We start from the raw sequence: 17,116 nt of genomic DNA, 5'->3' as shown, positions 1-17,116 counted from the left end.
TCCTTTTTGATCCTTCAAAAAGGAACTCGCCGTAAGGGCGAAAAGGTGACTATGCGTCACCATCGCAAATGAATGCGCCTATAGCTTTCAAAACAGACTATTTAAAAGTCAAAGTCAAAGACGGTCGGCGTCGGTTTTAATAGTTGTAAGTGCATTCATTTACGATGTCGACGCATAGTCACCTTTTCGCCCTTACGGCGAGTCACTTTTTGTCAAACGCGACAAAAAGTAACCAAAAAACGCTGCGCTCCATTCATCCGGCCCTCCGCTTCGCTCCGGGTCCCCTCACTCCGGCCTTGCTCCCAGGAGGACCGCGCTGCAGGGCCCATCCTGGGCCCCAGCGCTTGACGGGCATCCATGCCCGTCACCTCCCTCCGCAAGGCCTGCGTTCGGCCTCCTGAAGTCGCGAAGACACGGGCGGCGCCTGGGCTGGCGCAGCTTTCGCTAGTTGCAACTGTGTGATCTCAGGGGCGTCTTCGCGGGCAACCAATATTTGGATCACCCACATGGGTTACACAAAAGTTCACTCACATAGGTAACAGTCCCGAGGCCAGGGCACCCGCCCTTAATCGCTAGAACTCGCCTGATAACTATCAATGACTTCCTGCGCCGCCCGAAACGCATCGATCGCCGCCGGCACCCCGGCATACACCGCGCAATGCAGCAGCGCCTCGCGGATCTCCTCAACGCTGCAACCGTTGTTAAGCGCCCCGCGTACGTGCCCCTTGAGCTCCTGCGGGCACTTGAGCGCGGTCAGGGTGGCCAGGGTGATCAGGCTGCGGGTCTTCAGCGGCAGCCCGTCACGGGCCCAGACACTCCCCCAGGCATGTTCGTTGACGAAGTCCTGCAGCGGTTGGGTGAACGCGGTCGCGTTGCCCAGGGCGCGATCGACGAAGGCATCGCCCATCACCTGGCGACGAATGCTTTCGCCGGTCTGTTTCGTGTCAGCCATGTTGTTTTCCTTAGTGTTGGCGGCGCCAGGCGCGGGCCGTGGTGTACAGCAGCACGACCCCGAGCACGGGCATCACATAGAACAGCATCAATCGCTCAAGGCGTCCGGCCAGCGGCATCCCGGTGGTGAAGGCCACCACGTGCAGGCCGTAGGCCAGGTACAGGCACAGGAACACCAGGCCTTCGGCGCGGGTGACCCGGTAGCCGGAATAGAACACCGGCAGGCACAGGGCGGCGACGCCGAGCATCACCGGCAGGTCGAAGTCCAGGGCGTTGGGTGAGATCGACAAGGGATCGGGGGTGATCACTGCAGTGAACCCCAGCACTGCCAGCAGGTTGAACAGGTTGCTGCCGATCACCGTGCCCACGGCGATCTCCCGTTCACCACGCAGGGCCGCGATCAGTGCGGCGGCAAGCTCCGGGAGCGAGGTACACACGGCAACAACGGTCAGTCCGATGATGCGCTCGGACAGGCCCAGGTCGGTGGCCACCTCGACCACGGCCTCTAGCAGCAGGTGGCCGGCCAGGCTCAAGAGGCCCAGGCCCACGACAATCTGCAGTACTGTCCTGCTCCAGAACCGCAGTGGGCTGGTATGCGTGGTGCTCGGCGCGGGGTAGGTACGGGCGTAGTGGCGCGACTGATGCCAGAGCATGGCCAGGTAGCCCAGCAGGCCAAGCAGCAGCAGGCCGCCTTCCAGGCGCCCGAGTTGGCCGTTGAGCGCGAGCAGGTACACCAGGGCGCTGGCCAGGATCATCAGCGGGATGTCCAGGCGCACCAGCTGGCGCGACACGCGCAGCGGAATGATCAATGCCGCCAGGCCGAGGATCACCAGCACGTTGAAGATATTGCTGCCCACGACACTGCCCACCGCCACATCCGGCGCGCCCTGGTAGGCGGCCTGCAGGCTCACGGTCAGCTGTGGCGCGGTACTGCCGAAAGCCACCAGGCTCAGGCCGATGATCAGTGGGCGCACATGCAGGCGGCCGGCCAGGCGCAGGGCGGCGCGCACCAGCAGTTCGGCGCCGATGATCAGCAGCATGAGGCCCAGGCCCAGTTGCAGCAGGCTGAAGGCGGGGAGGGTGGCCAGGTCGAAAATGGCGAGGGCTCCAGTCAGGTCAATCGCTCAGACCTTGTACCCGGACTCGCGCGGTTCCGCTACGGAGCATGCCGATTTTTTCTGCGGCGGCCCGTGACAGGTCGATCAGTCGGCCACGGGTATGCGGGCCACGGTCGTTGATGCGCACCACGACGCTGCGCTGGTTGGACAGGTTGGTGACCAGTACCCGGCTGCCGAAAGGCAGGCTGCGGTGGGCGGCGGTGAGGCCGTGCTGGTTGAAGGGTTCGCCGCTGGCGGTGCGTTTGCCGTGGTGGCGGGCGCCGTAGTAGGAGGCGGTGCCGGTCTGGTCGTAGCCGCGCGGGTCGATGTCATGGCTGGCGCAGCCGGCCAGGAGGGAGAAGAGGGTCAGGGTGGTGAGGGAACGCTTGATCAAGTCGAATGCTCCGATTCAGGCACTGGGACCGCTACGCGGTCCTTTCGCGGCACAAGGCCGCTCCTACAGGTGCAGCGTGAACCTGTAGGAGCGGGCTTGCCCCGCGATCGGGATCACCCTTCGAGCTTGGCCTTGAGCAATTGGTTCACTTGCCCCGGGTTGGCCTTGCCTTTGGACGCCTTCATCGCCTGGCCGACGAAGAAGCCGAACATCTTGCCGCGCTTGGCCTCGTCGGCGGCGCGGTACTGTTCGACCTGTTCGGCGTTGGCGGCGAGCATCTCGTCGAGCATCTTGTCGATCGCGCCGGTGTCGGTGACCTGCTTGAGACCTTTGCTTTCGATGATGCCGTCGGCATCGCCTTCACCGGCGGCCATGGCCTCGAACACGGTCTTGGCGATCTTGCCGCTGATGGTGTTGTCGCGAATGCGCAGCAGCATGCCGCCGAGGTGCTCGGCGCTGACCGGCGACTGGTCGATCTCGACACCCAGCTTGTTCAGCAGGCTGCCCAGCTCGACCATGACCCAGTTGGCGGCCAGCTTGGCGTCGCCGCCGATCTTCACCACCTGCTCGAAGTAGTCGGCCTGCTCGCGGCTGGAGGCCAGCACGTTGGCGTCGTAGGCCGACAGGCCGTACTGGCTCTGGAAGCGCTCGACCTTCTGCGGCGGCAGCTCTGGCAGGGCGGCGCGCACGCTGTCGAGGAAGCTCGGTTCGATGACCACCGGCAGCAGGTCGGGGTCGGGGAAGTAACGGTAGTCGTTGGCTTCCTCCTTGCTGCGCATGGAGCGGGTCTCGTCCTTGTTCGGGTCGTACAGGCGGGTTTCCTGCACCACCTTGCCGCCGTCCTCGATCAGGTCGATCTGGCGCTGGATCTCGCTGTTGATCGCCCGCTCGATGAAGCGGAACGAGTTGACGTTCTTGATCTCGCAGCGGGTGCCGAACTCGGTCTGGCCCTTCGGGCGGATCGAGACGTTGCAGTCGCAGCGCAGCGAACCTTCGGCCATGTTGCCGTCGCAGATGCCCAGGTAGCGCACCAGGGCGTGGATGGCCTTGACGTAGGCCACCGCCTCTTTGGCGCTGCGCATGTCCGGCTCGGAGACGATCTCCAGCAGCGGCGTGCCGGCGCGGTTCAGGTCGATGCCGGTGGCGCCGTTGAAGTCTTCGTGCAGGCTCTTGCCGGCATCCTCTTCAAGGTGCGCGCGGGTCACGCCGATGCGCTTGATGGTGCCGTCTTCCAGGGCGATGTCCAGGTGGCCCTTGCCGACGATCGGCAGGTCCATCTGGCTGATCTGGTAGCCCTTGGGCAGGTCGGGGTAGAAGTAGTTCTTGCGCGCGAATACGTTGCGCGGCCCGATTTCGGCATCGATCGCCAGGCCGAACATGCACGCCATGCGCACGGCTTCCTGGTTGAGCACCGGCAGCACGCCGGGCATGCCCAGGTCGACCAGGCTGGCCTGGGTGTTCGGCTCGGAGCCGAAGGTGGTGGCGCTGCCGGAGAAGATCTTCGACTGGGTGGCGAGCTGGGTATGAATCTCCAGCCCGATCACAACTTCCCATTGCATGTGTGAACTCCTCAGAAGCCGTTGGGGGCGCGGGTGTGCCAGTCGGTGACTTGCTGGTAACGGTGCGCGATGTTGAGCAGGCGGCCTTCCTGGAAGTACGGGGCCAGCAGTTGCACGCCCACCGGCAGGCCGTCGACGAAGCCGGCCGGCATCGACAGGCCTGGCAGGCCCGCCAGGTTGGCGGTGATGGTGTACAGGTCTTCAAGGTACTCGGCGACCGGATCGCCGGCCTTGGCGCCGATCTTCCAGGCCGGGTTCGGCGTGGTCGGGCCGATGATCACGTCGACCTCTGCGAAGGCGGCCATGAAGTCGTTCTTGATCAGGCGGCGGATCTGCTGCGCCTTGACGTAGTAGGCGTCGTAGTAGCCGGCCGACAGGGCGTAGGTGCCGACCATGATGCGGCGCTGCACTTCGGCACCGAAGCCTTCGCCACGGGAACGCTTGTACAGGTCGGTGAGGTCCTTGGGATCCTCGCAACGGTAGCCGAAGCGCACGCCGTCGAAACGCGACAGGTTGGAGGAAGCCTCCGCCGGGGCGATCACGTAGTACGCCGGGATGGCGTGCTGCATGTTCGGCAGGCTGATTTCCTTGACCACCGCGCCGAGCTTTTCCAGCTCCTTGACGCTGGCCTGGACCAGGTCGGCGATGCGCGGGTCGAGGCCGGCGCCGAAGTATTCCTTCGGCAGGCCGATGCGCAGGCCTTGCAGCGAGGCGTTGAGGTTGGCGCTGAAGTCCGGCACCGGCTCGTCGACCGAGGTCGAGTCCTTGGCGTCGAAGCCGGCCATGCCTTGCAGCAGCAGGGCGCAGTCCTCGGCGGTGCGGGCCAGCGGGCCGCCCTGGTCGAGGCTCGAGGCGTAGGCGATCATGCCCCAGCGCGACACGCGGCCGTAGGTCGGCTTGAGGCCGGTGAGGTTGGTCAGCGCCGCCGGCTGGCGGATCGAGCCGCCGGTGTCGGTGCCGGTGGTGACCGGCAGCAGGCGCGCGGCCACGGCGGCGGCCGAACCGCCGGACGAGCCGCCCGGCACGTGCTCGAGGTTCCACGGGTTCTTCACCGCGCCGTAGTGGCTGGACTCGTTGGCCGAGCCCATGGCGAACTCGTCCATGTTGGTCTTGCCCAGGCTGACCATGCCGGCCTCGGCGAGCTTGGCGACCACGGTGGCGTCATACGGGGCGGTGAAGTTGTCGAGCATCTTCGAGCCGCAGCTGGTGCGTACGCCGTTGGTGCAGAACAGGTCCTTGTGCGCGATCGGCGCGCCCAGCAGCGCGCCGGTCTCGCCGGCGGCGCGACGGGCGTCGGCGGCGCGCGCCTGCTCCAGGGCCTGGGTTTCGGTGACGGTGATGAAGCTGTTGAGCTGCGGGTCGAGCTGCTTGATGCGCGACAGCAGGGCGCCGGTCAGTTCTTGCGAGGAGAACGACTTGTCGGCGAGGCCACGGGCGATCTCGGCCAGAGTGAGTTGATGCATGGCAGGCGCTATCCCTTAATCGATGACTTTCGGAACCAGGTACAGACCGTTCTCGGTCGACGGGGCGACGGCCTGGTAGCGGTCGCGCTGGTTGCTTTCGGTGACCTGGTCGGGACGCAGGCGCTGGGTGGTCTCCAGCGGGTGGGCGAGGGGTTCCACGCCGGTGGTGTCGACGGCTTGCATCTGGTCGACCAGCCCGAGAATACTGTTCAAGGCATCGGTGGTGCGTGGCAATTCGCCTTCATTCAGGCCCAGGCGGGCCAGATGGGCGATCTTTTCCACGTCGGAGCGTTGAAGCGCCATGGGGATCTCCAGGAAAACGACAGACGGAATGAGTCCGCAAATGAGGAACATGCTGGGATTCTGGCGGTCAAAGGGCCGCGATCATCGGCAGGCATGCTCGGAAAAACAGCCAATTTAACATATTGGCTCCTTGCCCAAAATCCCTGCCATTGTTAGAGTTTGCCGCACTTTTTTACCCACGCTTTCCCCAGGGTCACTTTCCCATGTTCAAGAAACTGCGTGGCATGTTTTCCAGCGATCTGTCCATCGACCTGGGTACTGCCAACACCCTTATTTACGTGCGTGAGCGCGGTATCGTCCTGAATGAGCCCTCGGTGGTTGCCATCCGCACCCACGGCAACCAGAAAAGCGTCGTCGCAGTCGGTACCGAAGCCAAGCGCATGCTGGGCCGTACGCCTGGCAACATCGCGGCCATTCGCCCGATGAAAGATGGCGTGATCGCCGACTTCAGCGTTTGTGAAAAAATGTTGCAGTACTTCATCAACAAGGTGCACGAAAACAGCTTCCTGCAGCCCAGCCCTCGCGTGCTGATCTGCGTGCCGTGCAAGTCGACCCAGGTCGAGCGCCGTGCCATCCGTGAGTCGGCCCTTGGTGCCGGTGCCCGCGAAGTATTTCTGATCGAAGAACCAATGGCCGCCGCCATCGGTGCCGGCCTGCCGGTTGAAGAAGCCCGCGGCTCGATGGTCGTCGACATCGGTGGCGGTACCACCGAAATCGCCCTGATCTCGCTCAACGGCGTGGTCTACGCCGAGTCCGTTCGCGTCGGCGGCGACCGCTTCGACGAAGCCATCGTCACCTACGTGCGCCGCAACTATGGCAGCCTGATCGGCGAGTCCACCGCCGAGCGCATCAAGCAGGAAATCGGTACCGCCTACCCGGGCGGCGAAGTGCGCGAAGTCGACGTCCGTGGCCGCAACCTGGCCGAAGGCGTGCCGCGAGCCTTCACCCTGAACTCCAACGAAGTGCTCGAAGCGCTGCAGGAATCCCTGGCGACCATCGTCCAGGCGGTCAAGAGCGCCCTGGAGCAGTCGCCGCCCGAGCTGGCCTCGGACATCGCCGAGCGCGGCCTGGTGCTGACCGGCGGTGGCGCGCTGCTGCGCGACCTCGACAAGCTGCTGGCCCAGGAAACCGGTCTGCCGGTGATCGTCGCCGAAGACCCGCTGACCTGTGTCGCCCGCGGAGGTGGTCGTGCGCTGGAGATGATGGACAAGCACGCCATGGACCTGCTCTCCAGCGAGTGATCGCTGTGCAGTAGCATCCTCAGGTTTACAGGTGGCACGCACAGTGCTACCTGTATGCGCTGTGCTGGCGCCCGCCCGGGCGCCGTTTCCGTCAACCCGCAGCAGGCCGGTGCATTGCCCCATGTCCCATGACCTCCTGAGTCGTCCACGAGGAACGGCCCATTAAACCGCTTTTCTCCAAGGGCCCCTCGCTGGGCGTTCGCCTGCTCGTGCTGGTAGTGATGTCGGTCGCGCTGATGGTGGTCGATTCGCGCTTCGACCTGCTCAAGCCGGTGCGCAGCCAGATGGGCCTGGTGCTGATGGAATCCTACTGGATCACCGACCTGCCGCAGCGCATGTGGCAAGGTGTGGCCGGCCAGTTCGGCAGCCGCACCGAGCTGATCGCCGAGAACGAGAAACTCAAGACCGAGGCCCTGCTGTTGCAGGGGCGCCTGCAGAAGCTGGCGGCCCTGACCGAGCAGAACGTGCGCCTGCGCGAGTTGCTCAACTCCTCGGCGCTGGTCAACGAGAAGGTCGAGGTCGCCGAGCTGATCGGTGTCGACCCCAATCCCTTCACCCACCGCATCCTGATCAACAAGGGCGAGCGCGACGGCGTGTTCCTCGGCCAGCCGGTGCTCGATGCCCGCGGCCTGATGGGCCAGGTGGTCGAACTGATGCCGTACACCTCGCGGGTGCTGCTGCTCACCGACACCACCCACAGCATTCCGGTGCAGGTCAACCGCAACGGCCTGCGCGCCATTGCCAGCGGCACCGGCAACCCGGAGCGCCTCGAACTGCGCCATGTGGCCGACACCGCCGACATCAAGGAAGGCGACCTGCTGGTCAGCTCCGGCATGGGCCAGCGGTTCCCGGCTGGTTATCCGGTGGCCACGGTCAATGAAGTGATCCACGACTCCGGCCAGCCGTTCGCCATCGTCCGCGCCATCCCGACCGCCGCGCTCAACCGCAGCCGCTACATGCTGCTGGTGTTCAGCGACCGGCGCACGCCGGAAGAGCGCGCCACCGAGGCGGCGATTGCCCAGGAAGAGGCCGACCGCCAGGGCGCCGGCCACACTCCGCCGGCGGCCACGCCCGCACCGGCCCATGCCGCGCAGCCTGCGCCTGGCACCGCTCCTGCGGCTGCGCCTACGACGACCAGCCCGGCGCCGGTCCAACCGGCTGCCGCGCCCGCTCAACCCCGGAGACAATAATGGCCAGCACCCGTAGCAGAAACGGCTGGGCCATCTGGCTGACGTTCGCCATCGGCCTGTTGCTCAGCGTCTCGCCCATGCCGCAGTTCATGGAAGTGTTCCGGCCCATGTGGCTGGCCCTGCTGCTGGCCTTCTGGACCCTCGCCGTGCCCGGCAAGGTCGGCATGACCACGGCATTCCTGCTCGGCCTGGCCGAGGATGTGCTGTACGGTACCTTGCTTGGCCAGAATGCCCTGATTCTCACCCTGATCACCTTCCTGGTGCTGTCGTTGCAGCAGCGCCTGCGCATGTTCCCCATGTGGCAGCAGAGCCTGGTGATCCTGGTGATCTTCGGCATCGCCCAGTTGATCCAGCTGTGGCTAAGCGCGCTCACCGGCAATCGCCTGCCGACCCTGGCCCTGGTCTGGTCGGCGGTGATCAGCGCCTTGCTCTGGCCCTGGGTCAGCTTCGCCCTGCGCGGCCTGCGCGTTCGCCTGCACATTCACTGACGACCCGCCGCCACTGACAGGGAGATGTCCACATGACTCAGCTGTACCTGGCCTCCGGCTCGCCGCGCCGGCGTGAACTGCTGACCCAGATCGGCGTGCCGTTCACCGTCGTCAGCGCGCCCATCGATGAAACCCCGCTGCCGGGCGAAGCCCCGGCGGCCTATGTCGAACGTCTGGCACAAGCCAAGGCCGTGGCGGGCTTCGCCCACACCGACGGCGCCGGAGTGGTACTGGGCGCCGACACCACCGTGGTGCTCGATGGCCAGATCCTCGGCAAACCGGAGAACCGCGAGCAGGCGCTGGCCATGCTTGGCGACCTGTCCAAGCGCGAGCACCAGGTGCTCACCGCCGTCGCGTTGACCGACGGCCAGCGCAGCATCAGCCGCTGCGTCAGCACCACTGTGCGTTTTCGCACCATCTCCTTCGAGGAAGCGCTGCGCTACTGGGACAGTGGCGAACCGGTCGACAAGGCCGGCGGCTATGCCATCCAGGGCCTGGGCGCGGTGTTCGTCAGCGCTATCGAGGGCAGCTACTCGGCCGTGGTCGGCCTGCCCCTGAGCGAGACCGCCGAGCTGCTCGAGCAGTTCGCCATCCCTTGTTGGCAGCAGCAAGAGGATACGACACCACGCTAGGGTCGTTTAGAGCCTAGCCAGCCATCCCGCAGCGATCCATCATTACCCGAGACCTTTGACGAGAGCCTGCCATGAGTGAAGAGATCCTGATCAACATCACCCCGATGGAGTCACGCGTGGCGGTGGTGGAGAACGGCGTCCTGCAGGAGGTGCACGTTGAGCGCACCCAACGCCGTGGCATCGTCGGCAATATCTACAAGGGCAAGGTGGTGCGGGTCCTGCCGGGCATGCAGGCGGCGTTCGTCGACATTGGCCTGGAGCGAGCGGCGTTCATCCACGCCTCGGAGATCTCCCAGCGCGAAGGTTCGGCGGTGGAGAACATCACCGCGCTGGTGCATGAAGGCCAGGCGCTGGTGGTGCAGGTCACCAAGGACCCCATCGGCAGCAAGGGCGCGCGCCTGACCACCCAGCTGTCGATTCCGTCGCGCTACCTGGTGTATATGCCGCGCAGCAGCCATGTCGGCATTTCCCTGAAGATCGAGGAAGAAGCCGAGCGTGAGCGCCTCAAGCAGGTGGTCACCGACTGCATGGCCCAGGAAGACATGAAGGACGCTGGCGGATTCATCCTTCGTACCGCCGCCGAGGGCGCCCGCGCCGAGGACATCCTCCAGGACATCCGCTACCTACGCCGCCTGTGGGAGCAGATCGGCTCGCAGATCAAGACCTGCGGTGCGCCCGTGGTCATCTACGAGGACCTTGGCCTAGCGCTGCGCACCTTGCGTGACCTGGTCAACCCCAAGATCGAGAAGATCCGCATCGACTCGCGGGAAACCTTCCAGAAGACCACACAGTTCGTCGCCGAACTGATGCCGGAGATCGCCGATCGCCTGGAGCATTACCCCGGCGAGCGGCCGATCTTCGACCTGTATGGCGTGGAAGACGAGATCCAGCGCGCCCTGGAGCGCAAGGTGCCGCTCAAGTCCGGTGGCTACCTGGTGGTCGACCCGGCCGAGGCGATGACCACCATCGACGTCAACACCGGAGCGTTCGTCGGCCATCGCAACCTCGAAGAGACCATCTTCAAGACCAACCTCGAGGCTGCCACCGCCATTGCCCGGCAACTGCGCCTGCGCAACATCGGCGGGATCATCATCATCGACTTCATCGACATGGAGGACGAGGAGCACCAGCGCCAGGTCCTCAGGACCCTGGAGAAGCAGCTCGAACGTGACCATGCCAAGACCAACATCATCGGCATCACCGAGCTGGGCCTGGTGCAGATGACCCGCAAGCGCACCCGCGAAAGCCTTGAGCAGGTACTGTGCGAACCCTGCGCGGCGTGCCAGGGGCGCGGCAAGCTGAAGACCCCCGAGACGATCTGTTACGAAATTTTCCGCGAGATCCTGCGCGAGGCCCGTGCCTACCAGGCCGAGGGCTATCGGGTACTGGCCAACCAGAAGGTGGTGGACCGCCTGCTCGATGAAGAGTCGGGCAACGTCGCCGAACTGGAGACGTTCATCGGGCGAACTATCCGCTTCCAGGTGGAGTCCATGTACTCCCAGGAACAATACGATGTGGTGCTGCTCTGACCCGCGCTAATGGCGGTCGCCCCATGGACGGGCTGGCAAAGCGCTATTCACCGGCCATAGTTAAGGGACGACTTGGAGGGCCATGGCCATGGAACGTCTGACCCGCGTTCTGGGCGCCTTGACCCGCTGGGGGCTGGGAATCTGCGCCCTGCTGGCGGTGCTGGTGGCGCTGTATGTCAGCCTCGGTCGGCAACTGGTACCCCTGGTCGCCGAATACCGAGCCGATGCCGAACTCAAGGCCGAACAGGCCTTGGGCATGCCCGTGCACGTCGGTGCCCTGGAGGGGCGCTGGAGTGGCCTGGCGCCGGTGTTGCGCGTACGCGACTTGCAGCTGGGCGAAGGCAAGGCGGCCTTGCGCCTGGACGACGTCAAGCTGGTGCCCGACCTGTGGGCCAGCCTCAAGGCCCGCGAAGTGCGCCTGGCGCGCATCCAGCTCAGTGGTTTGCAACTGATCCTGCGCGAGAGCGAGCAGGGTGCCTGGACCCTCGAAGGCCTGCCGCAGAAGGATGATGCGCCGCTCGACCCAGCCGATGCGCTCAAGCGCCTGCGCCAACTGGGGCGGATCGATGTGTTCGACAGCCAGGTCACCCTGCATCCCTGGCAGCGTGACCCGCTGACCCTCACCTATGTCAGCCTGGGATTGCAGGCCGGCGCGTCGCGCCAGAGCGTCGACCTGCGCGCCACGCTGCCCGATGGCCAGCCCCTGGCCCTGAGCCTGAACAGCCGCGCCACCGCCAAGGCCTGGCGCGACGGTCACGTGCAGGCCTACCTGAGCCTGCCGCAAAGCGATTGGGCGCGCTGGCTGCCGCCGCAGCTGCTGGGCCAGTGGCAGACCGCCACCCTGCGCGCCGGTGGCGAGTTCTGGATCGACTGGAACAAGGGGCAGTTGCAGCAGGCGATGGTTCGCCTCAACGCCCCGCAGCTCAAGGGTGCCTACACCGGACGCAAGGCCATCACCCTGGACAACCTGGCCCTGTCGGCCTGGTTCCAGCGCCAGGACCAAGGTTTCGACGTCGTTGTCGACTCCCTGGGCATGAGCCTTGGCAAGACCCGTTGGGAGTCCCATCTGCAACTGGCACAGCGCCCTGGTCAGAGCCCGGCCGAGGAAAGCTGGCAGGTGCAGGCCGATCGCCTCGACCTGACCCCGCTGACTCCGGTGATCGACGCCTTGGCGCCGTTGCCGGACAAGCTGATGACGGTGGTCGACGCGCTCAAGGTGACCGGCGCCCTGCGCAACGTACGCCTGGATATCCGCCCCAAGGCCGAGGGCGACCAGCGCCTGCAGTTTGCCGCCAACCTGGAGAAAGTCGGCTTCGACGCCTATCACGGGGCGCCGGCCGCCGGCAACGTCAGCGGCGCCATCAGCGGTGACCTCGGGCACGGCGAGCTGCGCCTGGATACCCAGGCCTTCATGCTGCATCTGTATCCGATCTTCGGCAAACCCTGGCATTACCCGAAGGCCAACGCACGGCTGACCTGGACCCTGGACAAGGAAGCCTTCACCCTGGTCGCCCCTTATATCAAGGTGCTGGGCGACGAGGGCAAGATCGCCGCGGACTTCCTCATCCGCATCCACCTGCAACCGGGCCACGAAGACTACATGGACCTGCGCGTAGGCCTTACCGAGGGCGACGGTCGCTACACCGCCAAATACCTGCCCGAGGTGCTCAGCCCGGCCCTGGACGAATGGCTGCGCAGTGCCATCGTCAAGGGCAATGTCGACGAGGGCTACTTCCAGTACCAGGGCTCGCTGCATCACAACGCGCCGCCCCATGCCCGCGATATCAGCCTGTTCTTCAAGGTCCACGACGCCGCGCTGGATTTCCAGCCGGGCTGGCCGCAGGTGCAGCAGGTCGACGGCAATGTCTACATCGAGGACACCGGCGTGCGCATCCAGGCCCGCAAAGGGCTGCTGCTGGATACCCAGGTCAGCGATGTCAGCGTCAACATTCCCCATGTCGAGGGCGATCAGCACAGCCACCTGTTCCTCGATGGCGACTTCGACGGCAGCCTCGGCGATGGCCTGAAGATCCTCAAGGAAGCGCCCATCGGTACGGGCGAGATCTTCGCCGGTTGGGAAGGTGAAGGCCCGCTTGAGGGCAAGGTCAAGCTCGATATACCCCTGGCCCATGGGCAGCGGCCCAAGGTGCTGGTGGACTTCGCGACCCGCGACGCGACCCTGAAAGTGGCGCCGCCCAGCCTGGAACTGACCCAGCTCAAAGGCGACTTCACCTTCGATTTCGACAAAGGGCTGAGCGGCAAGGACATCAGCCTGCACGCCTTCGGCAAGCCGGTGACCGCGCAGATCACCGCCGAAGGGCAGGGTGGGCAGATTCAGACCCGCATCAACGCCAATGGCCAGGTCGGCCTCAAGGCCCTGACCGACTGGTTGCAGTACCAGCAACCGCTGCCGGCCTCCGGTGAGCTGCCCTATCAGTTGCAGGTGACACTCGGCAGTCGCGACAACCGCTTGAGCGTCAGTTCTTCGCTCAAAGGATTGGCCATCGACTTGCCGGCGCCTTTCGGCAAGGCTGCCGGGGAAACCCGCGACAGTCGTTTCGGCCTGACCCTGCAAGGCCCCGAGCGGCGCGTCGATGCCAGCTACACAGACCTTGCCCGCTTTGCCTACGCCGCGCCGGCCGACAAGCTGGCCCAGGGGCGTGGCGAGCTGCTGTTGGGCACGGGCGAAGCCAGCCTCCCAAGCGGCCAGGGCCTGCGCGTGCGTGGCCGGCTCGAGGCCTTGGACCTGGCACCCTGGCAGCAGCAGATGGAGCGCCTGGCCGGCAAGGATCCGGGTGGCAGCGCCCGGCAGAACCTGCAGAGCGTGGACCTGAGCATCGGCCAGCTCAAGGCCTTCGGCATGGACCTCAACCAGGCGGTGATCCGCCTGATGCGCGGCGGCCCGGCCTGGGACCTGCGCCTGGACAGCCAGGAAATCATCGGCAACGCCCGTATTCCCGATGCCAAGGCCACGCCCATGACCGTCCGCCTGCAGAGCCTGCGCCTGCCGCCGGCCGACCCGAATGAAGCCCAGGACGAGAACGCGCCGGACCCATTGGTCGGGGTCGACCCGCGCAAGGTGCCGCCGCTGGACCTGACCATCGACAAGCTGTACCGCGGCGACGACCTGTTCGGCAGTGTCAACCTGAAACTGCGCCAGACCGCCAAAGGCATGGCCATGAGCGATGTCGACCTGGACCTCAAGGGGCTGCACATTGATGGCAGCGGTGGCTGGGAAGGCGAGCCGGGCAGCAGTTCGAGCTGGTACAAGGGGCGGCTGGACGGCAAGAACCTGGGCGATGTGCTCAAGGCCTGGGGCTTCGCGCCCACCGTCACCAGCCGCGACTTCCGCATGGACGTGGACGGCCGCTGGCCGGGTTCGCCAGCCTGGGTCAGCCTCAACCGTTATTCCGGCAGCCTCGACGCGGCCCTGCGCAGCGGCCAGTTCGTCGAGGTCGAGGGCAGCGCCCAGGCCTTGCGGGTGTTCGGGCTGCTCAACTTCAACTCCATCGGCCGGCGCCTGCGCCTGGACTTCTCCGACCTGTTCAGCAAGGGCCTGGCCTATGACCGGGTCAAGGGCCTGCTGGTGGCCAGCGAAGGGGTCTACGTGACCCGTGAGCCGATCACCGTCACCGGGCCGTCGAGCAACTTCGAGCTCGACGGCACCATGGACTTCGTTCGTGACCGGGTCGATGCCAAGCTGCTGGTGACGCTGCCGGTGACCAACAACCTGCCGCTGGCCGCGCTGATCGTCGGCGCGCCGGCGATCGGCGGCGCGTTGTTCCTGGTCGACCGCCTGATCGGTGACCGGGTCGCGCGTTTCGCCAGTGTGCACTATCGCGTCGAAGGTCCGGTCAAAGAGCCTAAAATCACCTTTGTGAAACCTTTCGACAAATAACCCGGGGTGGTCATGACGTCAGCTGTGATCCAGATGGTCAGCCAGGACGATGTGCTGGCCAACCTGCAACGTGCCACGGCACTGCTCGAACAGGCCGCCGCCGGTGGCGCGCGCCTGGCGGTGCTGCCGGAGAACTTCGCCGCCATGGGCCGACGCGATGCCGCGGCCATCGGTCGGGCCGAGGCGCTGGGCGAGGGGCCAATCCTGCCCTGGTTGAAACGCACTGCCCGCGACCTCAGGTTATGGATAGTCGCGGGTACCTTGCCGCTGCCGCCGGTCGGCCAGCCGCATGCCAAGGCCCACGCCTGCTCGTTGCTGGTCGATGAGCACGGCGAGATCGCCGCCCGCTACGACAAGCTGCACCTGTTCGATGTGGACGTGGCCGACAACCGTGGCCGCTACCGCGAGTCGGACGACTACGCCCACGGCAGCCAGGTGGTGGTGGCTGACACACCCGTTGGCCGCCTGGGCCTGTCGGTGTGCTACGACCTGCGCTTCCCCGAGCTGTACAGCGCCTTGCGCGCCGCCGGGGCCGAGCTGATCAGCGCGCCGGCGGCGTTCACCGCGGTGACTGGAGCGGCGCATTGGGAAGTACTGATTCGCGCACGGGCCATCGAGACCCAGTGCTATGTATTGGCGGCCGCCCAGGGCGGCGTGCATCCAGGGCCGCGGGAAACCCACGGCCAGGCGGCGATCGTCGATCCCTGGGGGCGGATCGTCGCGCAACAGGCGCGGGGCGAAGCGGTATTGCTCGCCACGCGCGACAGTGAAGAACAGGCGTCCATCCGGGCGCGCATGCCGGTGGTCACGCACCGGCGCTTTTTCTCGCAGGACGCCTTGCGGCCTGCGCACACCTCGGAGTGACTATGAGCGAGATTTTATCCACCGTCAGCGAGCAGCTCCTGGCCCCGGGCGGTCTGACCCTCGACAGTCTGCAGACGGTGCTGGGCGAGCTGGCCGGCCCCGGCATCGATGCCGCCGACCTGTATTTCCAGGGTCAGATCTCGGAAACCTGGGCGCTGGAGGACGGCATCGTCAAAGAGGGCAGCTTCAACCTCGACCAGGGCGTGGGCGTGCGCGCCCAGTCCGGCGAGAAGACCGGCTTCGCCTACAGCAATGCGATCAACCTCGAAGCCCTGACCTCGGCGGCCCGCGCCGCCCGCTCGATTTCCCGCGCCGGGCAGGACGGCCAGGTGCAGGCGTTCCGCAGCCAGGATGTGACCGCCCTGTACGCGTCTGATAACCCCCTGGATGTGCTGAGCCGCGCCGAGAAGGTCGACCTGCTCAAGCGCGTCGATGCCGCCACCCGCGCCCTCGATCCGCGCATCCAGCAGGTCAGCGTAAGCATGGCCGGGGTCTGGGAGCGGATCCTGGTCGCCGCCGCCGATGGCAGCCTGGCCGCCGATGTGCGTCCGCTGGTGCGTTTCAATGTCAGCGTGATCGTCGAGCACAATGGCCGTCGCGAGCGCGGCGGGCAGGGCGGTGGTGGGCGTACCGACTACCGCTTCTTCACCGAGGAGCGGGTGATGGGCTATGCCCGCGAGGCGCTGCGCCAGGCCTTGGTCAACCTCGAGGCTATTCCGGCACCTGCCGGCACGCTGCCGGTGGTGCTTGGCCCGGGCTGGTCCGGCGTGCTGCTGCACGAGGCGGTCGGTCACGGCCTGGAGGGCGACTTCAACCGCAAGGGCAGTTCGGCGTTCAGCGGGCGTATCGGCGAGAAAGTGGCCTCGAGCCTGTGCACCATCGTCGACGACGGGACCCTGGAGGGCCGCCGCGGCTCGCTCAGCATCGACGACGAAGGCACGCCGACCGAGTGCACCACGCTGATCGAGAACGGCATCCTCAAGGGCTACATGCAGGACAAGCTCAACGCCCGCCTGATGGGCATGGCGGTCACCGGCAACGGCCGGCGTGAATCCTACGCTCACCTGCCGATGCCGCGCATGACCAACACCTACATGCGTGCCGGCGACAGCGACCCCGAGGAAATCATCCGCTCGGTGAAGAAGGGCATCTACTGCGCCAACCTCGGTGGTGGCCAGGTGGACATCACCAGCGGCAAGTTCGTGTTCTCCACCAGCGAGGCCTACCTGATCGAGGACGGCAGGATCACCGCGCCGGTGAAGGGTGCGACCTTGATCGGCAATGGTCCGGAAGCGATGAGCCGGGTATCGATGGTCGGCAATGACCTGGCGCTGGACAGCGGCGTGGGCACGTGCGGGAAGGATGGGCAGTCGGTGCCGGTAGGCGTTGGCCAGCCGACCCTGAAGCTGGATGCGATTACCGTGGGCGGTACAGGGGCTTGATGCCGGCAGGGACCGCTTTGCGGTCCTTTCGCGGCGCAAGGCCGCTCCTACAGGTGTGCGCGTTC

Annotated in this window: 13 protein-coding genes and 1 pseudogene; 8 read left to right on the top strand and 6 right to left on the bottom strand. The window is 65.8% G+C overall.

What is annotated here, in order from left to right:
• Nucleotides 1-565 precede the first annotated feature (565 nt).
• From POF53_RS22280 to gatC, 6 genes and pseudogenes are all read right to left on the bottom strand, one after another.
• Entirely contained in the window at nt 566-952 is a 387-nt protein-coding gene (locus POF53_RS22280; protein ID WP_203650788.1) for a carboxymuconolactone decarboxylase family protein, read from the bottom strand.
• Between the two features lie 10 nt (nt 953-962).
• Complete coding sequence (locus POF53_RS22275; RefSeq protein WP_475861497.1) at nt 963-2,006, bottom strand: calcium/sodium antiporter; 1,044 nt, start codon at nt 2,004-2,006, stop codon at nt 963-965.
• 61 nt (nt 2,007-2,067) lie between these two features.
• Nucleotides 2,068-2,358, bottom strand: a pseudogene (locus POF53_RS22270) (septal ring lytic transglycosylase RlpA family protein); the annotation flags it as partial.
• 197 nt (nt 2,359-2,555) lie between these two features.
• Nucleotides 2,556-4,001: an Asp-tRNA(Asn)/Glu-tRNA(Gln) amidotransferase subunit GatB gene (gatB, locus tag POF53_RS22265; protein WP_050704079.1), complete on the bottom strand. Its 1,446-nt coding sequence runs from the start codon at nt 3,999-4,001 to the stop codon at nt 2,556-2,558.
• An 11-nt stretch (nt 4,002-4,012) separates the two neighbouring features.
• Entirely contained in the window at nt 4,013-5,464 is a 1,452-nt protein-coding gene (gene gatA, locus POF53_RS22260) for an Asp-tRNA(Asn)/Glu-tRNA(Gln) amidotransferase subunit GatA (RefSeq protein WP_203650796.1), read from the bottom strand.
• A 15-nt stretch (nt 5,465-5,479) separates the two neighbouring features.
• Nucleotides 5,480-5,767 (bottom strand): Asp-tRNA(Asn)/Glu-tRNA(Gln) amidotransferase subunit GatC, encoded by a 288-nt coding sequence (gatC, locus tag POF53_RS22255; RefSeq protein ID WP_028689639.1) that lies wholly within the window; start codon nt 5,765-5,767, stop codon nt 5,480-5,482.
• Nucleotides 5,768-5,970: 203 nt separating this feature from the next.
• On the opposite strand from gatC, the gene mreB reads away from it, so the two are divergent.
• From mreB to tldD, 8 genes are all read left to right on the top strand, one after another.
• On the top strand, nt 5,971-7,008 hold the full coding sequence (mreB, locus tag POF53_RS22250) for a rod shape-determining protein MreB (RefSeq protein WP_003255163.1): 1,038 nt from the start codon (nt 5,971-5,973) through the stop codon (nt 7,006-7,008).
• A gap of 161 nt (nt 7,009-7,169) precedes the next feature.
• Complete coding sequence (mreC, locus tag POF53_RS22245; protein WP_203652596.1) at nt 7,170-8,198, top strand: rod shape-determining protein MreC; 1,029 nt, start codon at nt 7,170-7,172, stop codon at nt 8,196-8,198.
• The gene (gene mreD, locus POF53_RS22240) at nt 8,198-8,686 is read left to right on the top strand and encodes a rod shape-determining protein MreD (protein ID WP_028689641.1); all 489 of its coding nucleotides are present in this window, start codon (nt 8,198-8,200) and stop codon (nt 8,684-8,686) included. Before mreC ends, mreD begins: the two co-directional genes overlap by 1 nt.
• Before the next feature lie 32 nt (nt 8,687-8,718).
• Complete coding sequence (locus tag POF53_RS22235; RefSeq protein ID WP_028689642.1) at nt 8,719-9,318, top strand: Maf family protein; 600 nt, start codon at nt 8,719-8,721, stop codon at nt 9,316-9,318.
• A gap of 71 nt (nt 9,319-9,389) precedes the next feature.
• Entirely contained in the window at nt 9,390-10,847 is a 1,458-nt protein-coding gene (gene rng / locus POF53_RS22230) for a ribonuclease G (protein ID WP_050704083.1), read from the top strand.
• 82 nt (nt 10,848-10,929) lie between these two features.
• Nucleotides 10,930-14,745: a YhdP family protein gene (locus POF53_RS22225; RefSeq protein ID WP_498969468.1), complete on the top strand. Its 3,816-nt coding sequence runs from the start codon at nt 10,930-10,932 to the stop codon at nt 14,743-14,745.
• Nucleotides 14,746-14,757: 12 nt separating this feature from the next.
• Nucleotides 14,758-15,609: a carbon-nitrogen hydrolase family protein gene (locus tag POF53_RS22220; RefSeq protein ID WP_203650800.1), complete on the top strand. Its 852-nt coding sequence runs from the start codon at nt 14,758-14,760 to the stop codon at nt 15,607-15,609.
• A gap of 2 nt (nt 15,610-15,611) precedes the next feature.
• Nucleotides 15,612-17,051, top strand: coding sequence for a metalloprotease TldD (gene tldD / locus POF53_RS22215; RefSeq protein WP_498969466.1), 1,440 nt, complete (start codon nt 15,612-15,614; stop codon nt 17,049-17,051).
• The last annotated feature ends 65 nt before the right edge of the window (nt 17,052-17,116 follow it).

The organism is Mitsuaria sp. RG, from assembly GCF_028369275.1.
Classification (GTDB): domain Bacteria; phylum Pseudomonadota; class Gammaproteobacteria; order Pseudomonadales; family Pseudomonadaceae; genus Aquipseudomonas; species Aquipseudomonas peradeniyensis.
The sequence above is the reverse complement of the archived record's forward strand: the minus strand, read 5'-3'. Positions and strand labels throughout refer to the sequence as shown.

What these genes read in the sequence shown, in the direction of transcription:
- POF53_RS22280 (WP_203650788.1), bottom strand. Translation starts at nt 952, where the DNA reads ATGGCTGACACGAAACAGACCGGCGAAAGCATTCGTCGCCAGGTGATG.
- gatB (WP_050704079.1), bottom strand. Translation starts at nt 4,001, where the DNA reads ATGCAATGGGAAGTTGTGATCGGGCTGGAGATTCATACCCAGCTCGCC.
- gatA (WP_203650796.1), bottom strand. Translation starts at nt 5,464, where the DNA reads ATGCATCAACTCACTCTGGCCGAGATCGCCCGTGGCCTCGCCGACAAG.
- gatC (WP_028689639.1), bottom strand. Translation starts at nt 5,767, where the DNA reads ATGGCGCTTCAACGCTCCGACGTGGAAAAGATCGCCCATCTGGCCCGC.
- mreB (WP_003255163.1), top strand. Translation starts at nt 5,971, where the DNA reads ATGTTCAAGAAACTGCGTGGCATGTTTTCCAGCGATCTGTCCATCGAC.
- mreD (WP_028689641.1), top strand. Translation starts at nt 8,198, where the DNA reads ATGGCCAGCACCCGTAGCAGAAACGGCTGGGCCATCTGGCTGACGTTC.
- POF53_RS22235 (WP_028689642.1), top strand. Translation starts at nt 8,719, where the DNA reads ATGACTCAGCTGTACCTGGCCTCCGGCTCGCCGCGCCGGCGTGAACTG.
- rng (WP_050704083.1), top strand. Translation starts at nt 9,390, where the DNA reads ATGAGTGAAGAGATCCTGATCAACATCACCCCGATGGAGTCACGCGTG.
- POF53_RS22225 (WP_498969468.1), top strand. Translation starts at nt 10,930, where the DNA reads ATGGCCATGGAACGTCTGACCCGCGTTCTGGGCGCCTTGACCCGCTGG.
- POF53_RS22220 (WP_203650800.1), top strand. Translation starts at nt 14,758, where the DNA reads ATGACGTCAGCTGTGATCCAGATGGTCAGCCAGGACGATGTGCTGGCC.
- tldD (WP_498969466.1), top strand. Translation starts at nt 15,612, where the DNA reads ATGAGCGAGATTTTATCCACCGTCAGCGAGCAGCTCCTGGCCCCGGGC.